We start from the raw sequence: 12,460 nt of genomic DNA, 5'->3' as shown, positions 1-12,460 counted from the left end.
GCTGCTCATCAGAGGTGAAAAACGCAGGTAAATGCACCACCCCAGGCATGACGCGGTTGGGTTCGCGTGGGATCACGGTGGCGTCGAAAAGCATCTGGCCAACATACCGTGTCGTGGCCGTTTTATATGATCTTCAAAATAGCCACCCAGGATGTTCGAACACCTGAACTCTTTATTCTTCATTGTTCCGTTATACCCCCTTGCGTATCGCTTGTTTGTTCGATACTATAGCACCATAGACGAAAGGGGGGACCATGACAACGGCAACCGCACCACCGAAAATTTTCCGCAGTCAGCGACCAGATGATCCAGACAGCCGGAACGCTCAAATGATTCGCGATATTTACTGGACAATGTTCGGCGAGTACGCATATCCGGGCCTCGAGGTGGATGATTTCGACCTCACTGTTGAGAAGGTGCAAACGGCCACCAGTTGGAACAAAGGGTTTGTAAAGAACGCGATCCTCGGACATGCAGTCCTACAAGAACTTCCACGGCTTCGCGCGCTACAGAGCAACACACGGGTGATGGACATCGGCCACCTGACCGCTGCATATACCGCGATCGAGGAGCTCGGCCCAGATCCAGACGAGGAAGCACTCGCGCTTATCGACGAGATCCTGGTCGACACCTTTACCCCCAAGCGCAACAACCAGCAGGTTCCGCAACGCAAGACGGTCACCGACCGCATCCGCGCTGCAATTAAACGCCTGGACAAGTCGCGCGGGTACAACGCAAAGAAGCGCGATGAACGCGAAAAGGACACTAGCGACACGTTCCGGATCGACTGCTTCTCATTCGGTGGAGAGGACCGCGCGTCGATAGAGATATTCACCAACCCAATCGCCGCAGGTCGCGTCGGCGCAAGTGTGAAGGCTGTCGCCCGCGAACATGGCATCAGCATGCCCGAGGCCGCATTGAAGCTGCTGTCCGGTGAAATCGCGGGCGCATCCGTCACACCGGTGCTCAACGTGTACAGCCCGAAAGACCGTGAGGAAGGTGACCCGGTTTTTCTGCCAGGCTTGGGTTGGACCGATGCTGAAACCACCGCAGCCTTTGAAGACTGGTTGGCGTCCACCGACCACGTCGAACGCGACCTCGACGCAGCAGCCGTACAGAAACTAAGCGGCTACGCACCGAACGAGGCGATGCGCCACGCTGTCATCGCCCGTGACGGCACCTGCATTTACCCTGGCTGCAACCGCGCCGCTCAGCAGTGCCAGCTCGACCACCGCATCCCTTACGGCGAAGGTGGCGAAACGACAGTGGACAACCTATTCGCACTGTGCCAACACCACCACAATCTGAAAACGGATCGTCGCGGGTTCTACATTCCCGATCCGGTCACCGGTGACATCGTCTGGCTTTTCGCGGACGGAACATACGAAATCTGCACGCCGGAAGGCCTCCTCCACGAGCAAGTCACTCCGACGAACCCGCGGTGGAAGTCCAGCCTGGCCAACGTGCGTAAAAACCGTGCCCACGCCGCCGAGTTCTACGCCAAAGGCCACCGAATCATGGACATTTTCGACGACACCCTCGACGAAGAAGCAGCCACCACCGCGATCGAGGAGTTGGAACAGGAATACAGCATGGTGTTCCCGTTCGCACCCGAAATGCCGTGGGAAGAGCCACTCCCTCCAGAACCGGACGACGAGGAACCGCCGTTCCCGGACCCGGAAGACTACTACCCAGAGGAAAACCCGTTCCACGAACAACCAAAGATTGATCTGCCTTACTTCGCTCGCAGATTCAGATTTGATGACCTTAAAAACCTGGTGCTTGATATCGATGGGGACAACTTTGGGCTGGCAACGTAGATCACCGCAGGTAGAACTTGTCCACCACGTCGTATTTCGGGCCGCCGCTTCTCCCCTTGCCCAGGTGGGACTCGAACAGGAGGACTTCGTCGACGGCGAATTCTGGTCCGGTGTAGACGGCGAGGGCGTGGGCGTGGTCGTCGAGAAGCAATGGGTCCCTGGTGCGGGTGCCGGTGCGGGCGACGGTGAGATGCGCACGTTGGCGACGGCGGGCATCTGGGTCGAGTTGGCAGTCCGCCATGAGGTCTTTCAGAGGTGCTTTGTCGCCGCCGACTCCGATCCACATGGTGCGGCGTTCGAAGCAGCCGGCGCCCCGCAGATGCAAGCGGAGGGGCCGAGTGAAGGCGGTCGCTTGGGAGAGATGATCGGTAACCAGGGCGGCGTCGTTGGGCTGGTTGCCGTAAAACGCCAGCGTGATGTGCCAATTGTCCGGGTCAGACCAGCGCACTTCGGTGCCGGAGAAGTCCCGGATGGGGCGCAGGGCGGTGATGAGGTGTTCGCGGACTTCGTCGGGTGGGACGATCGCTGCGAAGAGGCGTCTCATGGCCCACACGCTACCCTGGATTGCCATGTTCGACCTGGCGAAAATCGGCCGCGACCTACCGGTGTCGCAAGTCGTGGACAAGATCCCCCACCACGGTCCCCTTGTGGTGGAAGCGCCACCGGGGACGGGCAAGACGACGTTGATCCCGCCGGCGATCGCAAACATTGCAGGAAAGACGCTGGTCACGGCGCCAAGGAGGGTGGCGGTGCGGTCGGCGGCGAGGAGGCTTGCGTTTCTCGACGGCACGCCGCTCGGCACCAAAGTCGGCTACTCCATCCGCGGAGAGCACAAGGATGGCTCCGAGGTGGAGTTCGTAACCCCCGGGGTGTTGTTGAATCGCCTGCTCAAGGACCCCGGTTTGGAGGGGGTCGGTGCGGTGGTGATCGACGAGGTGCACGAGCGCCAACTGGACACGGATTTGGTGTTGGCGATGTGTATGGAGGTCGCGCTGCTTCGCGACGACCTCTACCTCACCGCCATGTCCGCCACCCTGGACGCACAGAAGTTTGCCGACCATATGGGCGCGCAGGTCCTGTCCACGGAGGCGGTGACGCACCCACTGGACATCACCTATGCGCCCCATCCGGACAGGATCCGGGGAACGCGCGAGTTCTACAAACACGTGGCGCAACAGACGCACGGCACGGAGCGGACCTTGGTATTTGTGCCGGGTGTGCGCGAGGTGGATTTGGTGTGCGGGGTCCTGGACGATGCGGTTCCGTTGCATGGACGCCAATCCAGCAAGGAGCAGGATGAGGCGCTAAATGGGCCGGCGAGGGTGGTTGTGGCGACGTCGGTGGCGGAGTCGTCGATAACTGTGCCGGGTGTGCGCAAGGTGGTGGACGCCGGACTATCCAGGGTGCCCAAGAGAGATAACAGGGGCATGACTGGCCTGGTTACGGTGTCGGAGGCGAAGACGAGTGCGGATCAGCGTGCGGGTCGTGCGGGCAGGCTCGGGCTGGGTGAGGTTGTGCGGGTGTTTTCGCGCGACGATTACGCCAACTTCCAGGCGGACATCACGCCCGAGATCCTCACGGCGGATCTGACGGGTGCGTTGCTGACTATGAAGGCGTGGGCGTCGCCGGACCTGCCGCTGTTGGATCAGCCGAAGGACTACACGGAGGCGGAGCAGAATCTGGAGGCGATTGGGGCGCTAAGCAACGGAAAGATCACCAGCTTTGGCAAGAGGTTGGCCAGTTTCCCGCTGGATCCGCGGCTGGGCGCGGCACTGTTGACGTTCGGTTCGCAGGCGGCGGGCACGATCGCGCGGCTTGCTGGTGAGGTGGATGCGAAGCGGCTGCGCAGGCTTGTCGACGACAAAGGCCCGGTGGACCCCGGCGAGGTGATTGCGGCGGCGTTTCCGCAATGGATTGCGAAGAAGGTCGGCGAGGGCGAGTACCTGTTGGCGTCGGGGACGCGCGCGAAGTTCAACTCGCATAGTGAGTGGATCGCGGCAGCGGAGATCCAGCGCACACCGACACAGGTGATCATCCGAGATGCCGAACCGATCGCGTTTCCGCAGGACAGGGTGACCGAAACCAAGAAAGCAATGCTTGTCGACGACAAGGTACGCGGCCGGCTCGTCACCTCCGTCGGTGCGATTGAGCTCTCCTCCACCCCGATCAAACTGACTCCCGACGAGGCAGCGGAAGCGCTCACCCACCTGCGGTTTGAGGACTTCCCGCTCAACGACAAGGAGCAGCACCTGAAGGAACGGCTGGACTTCCTGCACGCCACCCTTGGGTGGCCGGATGTGAGCGAAGGGGACTATTCGGTTGAGGTTTCCGAGGTGGCGAGGGGGTCGTCGATAGGCAATTGCGATATGCGGGCGGCGATGTTGCGGCAACTGGATTGGAAGCAGGTTGCGGAGTTGGACCAGGTGGCGCCGAAGGAGTTTGAGTATGCGTCTGGCAGGCCGGTGAAGCGGGTGAAACTGCAGCATATGTTTGGCAAACACGGCCAAACAGTCGCGGGCGTGAAGGTGCTGTACCACCTGCTGTCGCCTGCGGGTAGGCCGCTTGCGGTGACGGATGACCTGGACAGTTTTTGGGCGGGGCCGTACCAGCAGGTGCGCAAGGAGATGCGGGGCCGCTACCCCAAGCACGCGTGGCCGGAGGACCCTACTTCACACACTGGGAAATAATCGCGCCTGCGCCGGCGAGGCCTGCGACGGCGAGGATGGCGGCGATGCCGAGGTCAACGTCGCGGGAGTTGAGGTCCCGAAGTTTCAGATCGACGCTCAGGGCGTTCTCGACGACCAGGTTGAGGTCGTTCTGACGCGCGACCAGCGGCAGGCTCATCTGGGAGGCGAACCCAAGCGGCAGCAGCACGAGCAGTGGCAGGCCGACGCCGATGGCGGTGGCGGAGCACGTCGGGGAGACCTCGGGGGCGTATTCGACGAGTGCGTCGAGGATCGCGCCTTCCTGGTTGAGGTCGGTCGAAGCGTCCTTACTGATGGTGACGCGGACGGAGAAGACTCGCTCGGTCTCGTCGGCAAGCACTGCGCGGACGGGCCACTCGTACACACCGGGGGTAACCCCCTCCCCCGGCGTGAGGTGGATGGAACCGTCGGGGTTCAAGGTTGCCCAACGCGGTAAGTCTTCGGCTTCGTACCAGGCTTCGCCGATGGGCAGGGGTGCCTCGATGGTGGCGGTCAGGCCCGGCACGACTGCTGTTTGTTTGTATCCGTCATCGGCATATGCTGGGGAAACGGTTGCCAACGACAGTGCAATGGCACATGTCATTGCCGCAATTTTCTTGCGCATTTGCCGCCTCCCTCAGTTGTTTATGCTTTAAACGTTCTGTATCGATTGATGATTGTAGTAGACAACCCCTGGGGTAGTGTTAGTCGCCATGACAAAGCGCACCGTTTCGGTCTGGACGCTGGTCTCCCTCATCATCGGATCGACCATTGGTTCCGGCATTTTCGCGCTCCCCCAAAACATCGGCTCGGTCGCGAGCCCCGGAGCGATGCTTGTTGGTTGGGCAATTGCCGGTGTCGGCATGTTGTCCATTGCTTTCGTGTTCCAGATCCTGGCGGTGAGGAAACCCCACCTGGACTCCGGCGTGTACGCCTACGTGCGCGCCGGCTTGGGTGACTTCATCGGATTTACCGCAGGTTGGGGCTACTGGCTCGGCTCGGTGATGGCCCAGGTTGGGTATGCCACCTTGTTCTTCGGCACACTGAGCCACTATGTGCCGGTGCTGCAGAACCGCTGGGTGTTGGCAATCGCGGTGTCCGCAATGAGCTGGCTGATCCTGTGGGGGCTGACGCGCGGCCTGAAGCAGGCGGCGGTGATGAACGTGGTCACCACCGTGGCAAAACTCGTACCCATCCTGGCGTTTATTGTGCTGGTGGCGTTCCTGGGGTTCTCGTGGGACCGCTTCACCACCGACTTCTGGGGCAACGCCAACAGCGCACCGTTTAGCGCTCAGTTGAAGGGCATCATGCTGTACACGGTGTGGGTGTTCATCGGTATCGAGGGCGCGTCGGTGTACTCCAAGCAGGCTCGCCGCCGCAGCGATGTGGGCCGTGCGACCATCATCGGCTTCCTGTCGGTGTTGGCCCTGCTCGTGGCGGTGTCCACCCTGTCCTACGGTGTGCTCAGCCAGGAAGAGTTGGCGGCGCTGCCGGACAACTCGATGGGTGCCGTGCTTGAGGCAGTTGTCGGCCCGTGGGGTGGCGCGCTGGTCTCTATCGGTCTGTGCTTGTCGGTGCTGGGTGCGTACGTGTCGTGGCAGATGCTGTGCGCCGAACCGATTGTGATGATGGCCCGCGATGGGTTGTTGCCCAAGCGATTGGCGACGACCAAGAACGCCCAGGTTCTGTCCACCATCGTGATCCAGCTGTTCGTGGTCGTGTTCTTCGTCTCGGCGGCGTCGTACAACGGCATGGTGCAGTTGGCCACGATCATGTACCTGCTGCCCTACATCTTCTCCTCCATCTACCTGGTGCTCATCGCGCGTGATCATCACGTTCACTTGGTGGTGGGGTTGATCGGTTCGGTGTACTCGCTATGGCTGATTTACGCGGCGGACCCGGTATACGTGCTGTTGGGCGCGCTGGCGGTGGTGCCGGGCATGGTGCCGTACGTTGCTACCCGGCGCGCCAACAACGAGCGTTCCTTCAACACCTTTGAGTGGTTCGTTGTGGCGTTGGTGCTGGTCGGTGCGGTTGCGGCCATTTATGGCCTAGCCAATGGCTCCCTGGTCCTTGAGTAGTTTCACGCACAGCACCACCACGAGGATGAGCAGGGCGACGCGCACCAGTTTGGAGCCGCCCTTGAGCACCGTTCTCGTGCCGATCTGCGCGCCGATCACGTTGGCAACAGCCAGAATCAGCGCCAGTTTCCAATCGATGTAGCCACCCACGCCAAACACAATCAGCGCGCCGAGGTTCGTGGCGGTGTTGACCACCTTGGCCATCGCCGCGGATTGGAGAAACTGCTGCGTGAAAATGGCGGTGAACGCCATGATCAAAAACATGCCGGTGCCTGGGCCGAAGATGCCGTCGTAAGCACCGATCAGCGCTGCTGCTGCGAATCCCAGGGCAATTCTTATCGACGACACCCTTCTCTCCCCGGTCGTCCCAAACGTCGGTTTGACCACCACGAAGATGCCCACGGCGATTAGGAGGGTGATGATGATCGGGTTGGCGATGGAGTCGTCGATAAGCGAAACTGCAGTTGCTCCAAGCGCGGCGGAAATGCCTGCGATGAGGGCATAAATCCACGTGAACTTGGGCACCCCAACGCGACGCACGAGCGACACTGCGGCCGATGCGGTGCCACTGATCGCTGCGACCTTGTTGGTGGCGAGCACGGATGCGGCGGGCATGCCGGTCGTCGCCATGAGGATCGGAATGAGCACGAGGCCACCGCCGCCGATCACTGCATCGATCCAGCCGGCGAACGCAGAGGCAGCGATAAGAAAGGCGAGCATGCGACTACTATGCCCCACATGAACCGTTGGATCGTCGCTGCCCCGCTGTCGGTGCTGTGTGGTCTGGCGTTTACCTACCTGCACGTGCCGGCTGCGTGGATTCTCGCTGGCATCGTTGGTGCGGGTTCGGTGGCGATTGCTACCGAGCGCGACCTGCCGGTCAACGAGCACCTGTTCACCCTCGCCCGCGGTGTGATCGGCGTGGTGGCGGCGCTACCTTTGGTGGGAATTCCCCCAGGTGATTTGCTGCCGTTCTTGCTTCCGGGCCTGCTTGCGGCGGTGCTGGTGATTGCGGTGGCATTCTTTGGTGGCCTGGTGTTGGCAAACCATGGTGTCTCCAGGAAGACGGGCGTACTGTCATTGCTGCCGGGAGGGGCGTCGCTGATGCCGGCGCTGGCTCGGGACCTCGGCGCGGACATGCGCTACGTCAGCCTGAGCCAGTACCTGCGGTTGCTGACGGTGTCGATAACACTGCCGGTGGTGGTGTCATTTTTGGATGCGCCCGCCGCCGGCGAAGTCATGCACCTCAAGCCCTATTGGTGGATGTGGTTGCTGGTGCCGGCACTGATCGGGGTGGGAATTCCACTCGGCAAGGTTTCTCGGCTGCCCAACCCGTCCATTTTCGGGCCGATGCTGGTCACGGTACTGGTTGGGTCGTTCGCGGACTTCACCATTGTTCCCCCGGAACCACTGAGCATTACGGCATTCCTGGCGCTTGGCTGGATGTGCGGCGGCGGCCTGTCCGTGCCGGCGTTGAAGGCGTTTTCCAAACTGCTGCCGGCGACGATGGCCTACATCGTCGGCCTCATGGTGTTCTGTGCGGGCATCGGGTGGGTCGTAGCCAAGTGGCTGGGTCTGACCCTCTACGAGGGCTACCTCGCCACCACACCCGGCGCGCTCGAGACCGCGCTCGCCCTATCCGCAGAAGGCGGAGCCGGACCCGCCGTGGTGGCACTGCAGCTCATCCGGCTGATCTGCGTGTTGATCTTCGCCGGGTTCGTCCCCCGAATCCTGAAGCGAATCGAGCGAGACGACTAGTGCAGGATCGCGTGGGCCAGGATATCCATCGGCATTGAGCCCAGGCTCAGCGCCTTCGTGTGGAACTCGTCCTGGGTCATGCCGCGGCTGAGGGCCTGGTCGCGCAGGTCGATCCAGTCCTTGAAACCCAGGGCATACGACGGGGCTTGGCCCGGCCAGCCCATGTAACGGTCCAGCTCGAAGGCCAGGTTGGCTTCCGCCATGGCGGTGTTGTCGCGCAGGAAGGCCTTGGCGTACTGGGCGTCCCACACGCCGGTGCCTTCCGGGGTGGTCTTCTTCAGGTGCACGCCGATGTCCACCATCACGCGCGCGAGGCGCAGACGCATGGAGTCGAGTAGGCCCATGCGGTAGCCGAGGTCTTCGCGGTAGCCATCCATGAGGTGCTCGGCGTAGAGCGCCCAACCTTCGCCGTGGGCGGAGTTCCAGCAGACGGAGCGTCGCCAAATGTTCAGTTCACCGCGGTTCAGCAGGGCGTAGGCGTGCTGCAGGTGATGGCCCGGGATGCCCTCGTGGAACACGGTGGTCAACTCCTGCCAGGTGTGGAACGTCTCCTGGCCTTCTGGGACGGACCACCACATGGTGCCGGGGCGGATCATGTCGTCGCTTGGCGGGGTGTAGAAGATACCGCCGGAGCCGGCGCGGTCGATGGCGCACTCCACCGGGGGCATGCCCTCGGGGATCGGGAACACGTTGGCCACGTCTTCGTTGACGCTGTTCATCCAGGCGAGGAGGTTGTCGGTGCCGTGGATGGTGTAACGCTCGTCCTGGTTCAGGTGGCGGTATGCGGCGGCGACGGAGTCGTCGTCGTAAAGCTTGCGCGCGATCTGCTTCTGCTTATCGACGGTGCGCTTCAGTTCCTCCTGCGCCCAGGCGTAGCCCTCGTCGAGGTCCACGTTGCGGCCGTGGAAAAGTTCGGCGAACAGTTCGTAGCGCTCGCGGCCCACGGCATCGTCGTGGGGCGACTTGGGTCCGAGTTCGGTGGAGAGCCAGTCGGCCATCTGTGTGAACGCGGCCTTCGCCTCTTCGACGATCTTGGACTCCGGCGGGAGGCCCAGTTCGTCGAGCTGGGAGTCGCTTTCGCCCAGCGCCTCGCACTGGTTGATCACGGCGTCGATCTGGCGGTGGGATGCCACATCGCCGGCAGAGGCAGCCTCTGCCAGGGATTCGCGGTAGCCGGCGAGCGCTGCCGGGATGCGCGACATGCGGGCGGCGATGGCGTCGAAGTCCTGCTCCGTCACGCGCGGCATCAGCGCGAACGAGTCGCGGATCTCCTGAATCGGCGAGTCGATGTTGTTCAGCTGGCGCAGGAGCTCGCCGCGGTGGTGAAGCTCGAGCTTCATGCACAGGCGGTCGCGCAGGATGGCGGCTGTGAGGTTGTCTACGTCGTCGAAGTCGTCTTCGTCGTCGGAGTCATCGGTGGAGTCGTTCAACGCGTCAACGTCGGCGATGAGGTCGCGCATGCGGTCTGCGACCCGGTCCCAGTACTCGGGGGAAAAGTCCTGCAATTCGCCGTCGTGGCCATCGATGCCAATTTGGGTTGCCAGCGTGGGAGAGATGGCTGCGAGGTCGTAAACGAAATCCTCGCAGGTGGCGTCGAGAAGCGACGGCTCGCGCATGGGTTGGCTCATGCTGGGCGATTGTATAGGAGCTGGCCAAATGGACAATTCGTCGCACCATCCAGTAAATATATTCATCATGACTTGGGCTTCGTTTTCTCGTCCACGTACCCCCGCGGCGAAATGCCTGCACCTCATTCGCCTGCAGGAACTCACCTCCCGCAGCGAGCTCGTCCGCGCGACCGGCCTGTCTCAGCCCACTGTCACCCGCGCAATCGCGGCGCTTGTCGACGCCGGATACGTCACCGAACGCAACGACCTCACCCAATCCCAAGGCCGCGGACGGCCCACCATCCCCCTCGAACTCGCCGAAACCACCGAAACGCACGCGGGTGTGTCCGTGGGCACCGACTCCACCTACATCGCCCTGTTCGACCTCAAGGGCCGCACCCTGCGCAGCGTGGACGTGGACCTGCCGGTCTCGCGTATGAGCGAGGACGACTTCATCCAGCACATCATAGCCGGCCTGAACAAACTGACCACCAGCGTCGGCCGCCCGCTCGCCACCGTGGGCGTGACCACATCCGGCACGGTGCGCGGCAGCGGCGACGTCTACGCCCCCAACCTCGGCTGGGACGGGGTAAACATCGGCGATCAGATGCGCGAGCAGTTCTCCGTGCCGGTGCAGGTCACCTCGATTTCCAGCGCGATTGTCGGCTCTGAGATGCAATCCACCGCAGACCTGGACACCCCGTCGGTGATGGCGCTGTTTGCCGACGACTCCCTCGCCTGCGCCATCTCCAGCCCCGAAGGAGTCAACCCCATCGAGGTCGAGCAGGGCGAGCTGACCACCCAGGGCCTGCTGGACGCCATCGATGTGCCCACGATCCGCACCCTGCGCCAGGCGGTGGAAGACGCCGGGGAGGCAACCCGTTCCGCGCTCGACAACCGCGCCCGCGGCCTTGGCACGCTCGTGGCTGAGCTGTGCTCCGACCACTGCCCCAACACCGTGGTTGTTGCTGGCAGTGCGTTTATCGACGACCCCCTCGCCTCCGCCCCATTCGCCCGCACCGTCCGCGAACACATCTCCGGGCCCATCGACCTGCGCCTGATCCCCAGCCACAAAGACGTCGTGCGCGACATCGCCCGCGCCGTGGCGTTGGATTACGTGCTTCGCGAGCCCCTGGCGGTTGCGGGGGCGTAATGCGCAAGGTCGCCTGGGTTGCCGTGCTACTGCTGGCCGGCTGCTCCGCAGAGGCTCCCGTTGAGCCGCTGCAGACCGAGGCAGTACCGACGCAGACGCAGGAGCAGTATGAGGGCCTTGAGGGGGTCGTCGCAAAGATTGAGGAGGCGACAAACACCGAGGTGGGCGTCGCTCTTTACGACGGCACCACCCTCACCCAAGCCGGCTCCCTGGACACCCTGCCGGCCTGGTCCACCATCAAAATCCCCATCGCACGCGCCGCCGAACGGCACTGCGAATACGACCACGCCACCATCGCGGACTTCACCCAGGCCTCCATCGAATGGTCCGACAACGACTCCGCCCGCGCCCTATGGGACTGCATGGGCGACGACCTCGAAGCCGCCAAACTCGTCGGCGAGGAAATCGAAAAAGCCGGGCCGCACGTCAACGTGCGCGGCGCGTTTGGCACCACCAGCTGGACGTTCGCCGACCAGGCGAAATACGCCCACTACTTAAGCACCCGCGACCAATCCCAACCCGTCCTGGCGGACATGCGCAACATCACCGAAGACCAGGCCTACGGGCTCGGCCAGTTGGGGGTTCCGTTCAAAGGCGGCTGGTCAGACGTGGAGGAAGACGGCTCCTGGCACACCCGCCAACTCGGCTGGATCAAACACGTTGGGGTAGCCATCGGCGCGCGCAGCGCCGACGGCAGCTACGAGGACACCATGGATGCCCTCGACCAAGTCGCCGAGGCTATCGCCCCATAAACTTATCGGCGATCGGGCGCAGGTACGGCTCGATGAACTTCACAATCGCGGCCAGGATCGACAGCACCGTCAACACAATGCCCACGGTCCGACGCACGTCGTCCGGCGACTTATCGCCGACACCCGCGAAGACCAACTTCTTCGGCGTGGTGTTCGGGGTTTCGTTGCCATCCGCCGGACGGTGCAGAACCACCTTCTGGGAACCCTGCGGCATGGATTCCACGTCGGTCGGCTTGTATCCCACCACCGCAGCCGATGCCTCGCCCTCAGCGGTGACCGCACCGGCGAAACCGACACGAGTCACGGTGGGGTTCAGGAACGTGTGCAGGTGGCCGGTCATGCTGTTCTTGTCGTCGGACCACTTGCCGTTCAGACGCTTCAGGTCCGCCAGCTCGCCATAGCCCCACCCCTGCATGGCGCGGCTCATGTTAGCCGTGCTGTGCAAGTTCGCGCCCCAGCCTCCTTTGCCGCCGATGGTGGCGGTGTCCTCCGGGCCGCAGTTGTCCGTACACGTTGCGTTGAACGGGCGGACGTGCGCGAACTTCTTCGCCGCCTCCACCGCACGCTGCAGTGCGATCAGGTTGTAGCCGGTGTCCAGTTGCACC

At 62.8% G+C, this 12,460-nt stretch carries 10 protein-coding genes; 6 read left to right on the top strand and 4 right to left on the bottom strand.

Annotated features, from left to right (window positions below; all coding sequences use genetic code 11):
• Positions 1-329 precede the first annotated feature (329 nt).
• Entirely contained in the window at positions 330-1,820 is a 1,491-nt protein-coding gene (locus HMPREF3171_RS10955) for an HNH endonuclease signature motif containing protein (RefSeq protein ID WP_070451967.1), read from the top strand.
• Position 1,821: 1 nt separating this feature from the next.
• On the opposite strand, the gene thpR is transcribed toward HMPREF3171_RS10955, so the two are convergent.
• The gene (gene thpR, locus HMPREF3171_RS10950) at positions 1,822-2,364 is read right to left on the bottom strand and encodes an RNA 2',3'-cyclic phosphodiesterase (RefSeq protein ID WP_070484945.1); all 543 of its coding nucleotides are present in this window, start codon (positions 2,362-2,364) and stop codon (positions 1,822-1,824) included.
• Positions 2,365-2,389: 25 nt separating this feature from the next.
• Between thpR and HMPREF3171_RS10945 the strand changes: the two genes are divergently transcribed.
• A complete protein-coding gene (locus HMPREF3171_RS10945; RefSeq protein ID WP_070484971.1) occupies positions 2,390-4,507 on the top strand; it encodes an ATP-dependent RNA helicase in 2,118 nt (705 codons plus the stop codon).
• Here the strand turns inward: HMPREF3171_RS10945 and HMPREF3171_RS10940 are convergent.
• Positions 4,485-5,129, bottom strand: coding sequence for a Rib/alpha-like domain-containing protein (locus HMPREF3171_RS10940; protein ID WP_070484944.1), 645 nt, complete (start codon positions 5,127-5,129; stop codon positions 4,485-4,487). The genes HMPREF3171_RS10945 and HMPREF3171_RS10940 overlap by 23 nt on opposite strands.
• A gap of 88 nt (positions 5,130-5,217) precedes the next feature.
• On the opposite strand from HMPREF3171_RS10940, the gene HMPREF3171_RS10935 reads away from it, so the two are divergent.
• Positions 5,218-6,585: a basic amino acid/polyamine antiporter gene (locus tag HMPREF3171_RS10935; protein ID WP_070484943.1), complete on the top strand. Its 1,368-nt coding sequence runs from the start codon at positions 5,218-5,220 to the stop codon at positions 6,583-6,585.
• Here HMPREF3171_RS10935 and HMPREF3171_RS10930 read toward each other — a convergent pair.
• Positions 6,556-7,305 (bottom strand): TSUP family transporter, encoded by a 750-nt coding sequence (locus tag HMPREF3171_RS10930; RefSeq protein ID WP_070484942.1) that lies wholly within the window; start codon positions 7,303-7,305, stop codon positions 6,556-6,558. The two genes, HMPREF3171_RS10935 and HMPREF3171_RS10930, sit on opposite strands and share 30 nt — an antisense overlap.
• Before the next feature lie 18 nt (positions 7,306-7,323).
• Between HMPREF3171_RS10930 and HMPREF3171_RS10925 the strand changes: the two genes are divergently transcribed.
• Positions 7,324-8,343, top strand: coding sequence for an AbrB family transcriptional regulator (locus HMPREF3171_RS10925; protein WP_141743404.1), 1,020 nt, complete (start codon positions 7,324-7,326; stop codon positions 8,341-8,343).
• Here the strand turns inward: HMPREF3171_RS10925 and HMPREF3171_RS10920 are convergent.
• On the bottom strand, positions 8,340-9,971 hold the full coding sequence (locus HMPREF3171_RS10920) for a DUF885 domain-containing protein (protein WP_246815377.1): 1,632 nt from the start codon (positions 9,969-9,971) through the stop codon (positions 8,340-8,342). The genes HMPREF3171_RS10925 and HMPREF3171_RS10920 overlap by 4 nt on opposite strands.
• A 67-nt stretch (positions 9,972-10,038) precedes the next feature.
• On the opposite strand from HMPREF3171_RS10920, the gene HMPREF3171_RS10915 reads away from it, so the two are divergent.
• On the top strand, positions 10,039-11,103 hold the full coding sequence (locus HMPREF3171_RS10915) for an ROK family transcriptional regulator (RefSeq protein ID WP_070484939.1): 1,065 nt from the start codon (positions 10,039-10,041) through the stop codon (positions 11,101-11,103).
• Positions 11,103-11,855: a hypothetical protein gene (locus tag HMPREF3171_RS10910; RefSeq protein WP_083292085.1), complete on the top strand. Its 753-nt coding sequence runs from the start codon at positions 11,103-11,105 to the stop codon at positions 11,853-11,855. The genes HMPREF3171_RS10915 and HMPREF3171_RS10910 overlap by 1 nt, the downstream gene beginning before the upstream one ends.
• Positions 11,856-12,460 lie beyond the last annotated feature (605 nt).

It is taken from the genome of Corynebacterium sp. HMSC08F01 (genome assembly GCF_001807545.1).
GTDB classification, from domain to species: domain Bacteria; phylum Actinomycetota; class Actinomycetes; order Mycobacteriales; family Mycobacteriaceae; genus Corynebacterium; species Corynebacterium coyleae.
The sequence above is the reverse complement of the archived record's forward strand: the minus strand, read 5'-3'. Positions and strand labels throughout refer to the sequence as shown.

What these genes read in the sequence shown, in the direction of transcription:
- HMPREF3171_RS10930 (WP_070484942.1), bottom strand. Translation starts at nt 7,305, where the DNA reads ATGCTCGCCTTTCTTATCGCTGCCTCTGCGTTCGCCGGCTGGATCGAT.
- thpR (WP_070484945.1), bottom strand. Translation starts at nt 2,364, where the DNA reads ATGAGACGCCTCTTCGCAGCGATCGTCCCACCCGACGAAGTCCGCGAA.
- HMPREF3171_RS10920 (WP_246815377.1), bottom strand. Translation starts at nt 9,971, where the DNA reads ATGAGCCAACCCATGCGCGAGCCGTCGCTTCTCGACGCCACCTGCGAG.
- HMPREF3171_RS10940 (WP_070484944.1), bottom strand. Translation starts at nt 5,129, where the DNA reads ATGCGCAAGAAAATTGCGGCAATGACATGTGCCATTGCACTGTCGTTG.
- HMPREF3171_RS10925 (WP_141743404.1), top strand. Translation starts at nt 7,324, where the DNA reads ATGAACCGTTGGATCGTCGCTGCCCCGCTGTCGGTGCTGTGTGGTCTG.
- HMPREF3171_RS10935 (WP_070484943.1), top strand. Translation starts at nt 5,218, where the DNA reads ATGACAAAGCGCACCGTTTCGGTCTGGACGCTGGTCTCCCTCATCATC.
- HMPREF3171_RS10915 (WP_070484939.1), top strand. Translation starts at nt 10,039, where the DNA reads ATGACTTGGGCTTCGTTTTCTCGTCCACGTACCCCCGCGGCGAAATGC.
- HMPREF3171_RS10955 (WP_070451967.1), top strand. Translation starts at nt 330, where the DNA reads ATGATTCGCGATATTTACTGGACAATGTTCGGCGAGTACGCATATCCG.
- HMPREF3171_RS10910 (WP_083292085.1), top strand. Translation starts at nt 11,103, where the DNA reads ATGCGCAAGGTCGCCTGGGTTGCCGTGCTACTGCTGGCCGGCTGCTCC.
- HMPREF3171_RS10945 (WP_070484971.1), top strand. Translation starts at nt 2,390, where the DNA reads ATGTTCGACCTGGCGAAAATCGGCCGCGACCTACCGGTGTCGCAAGTC.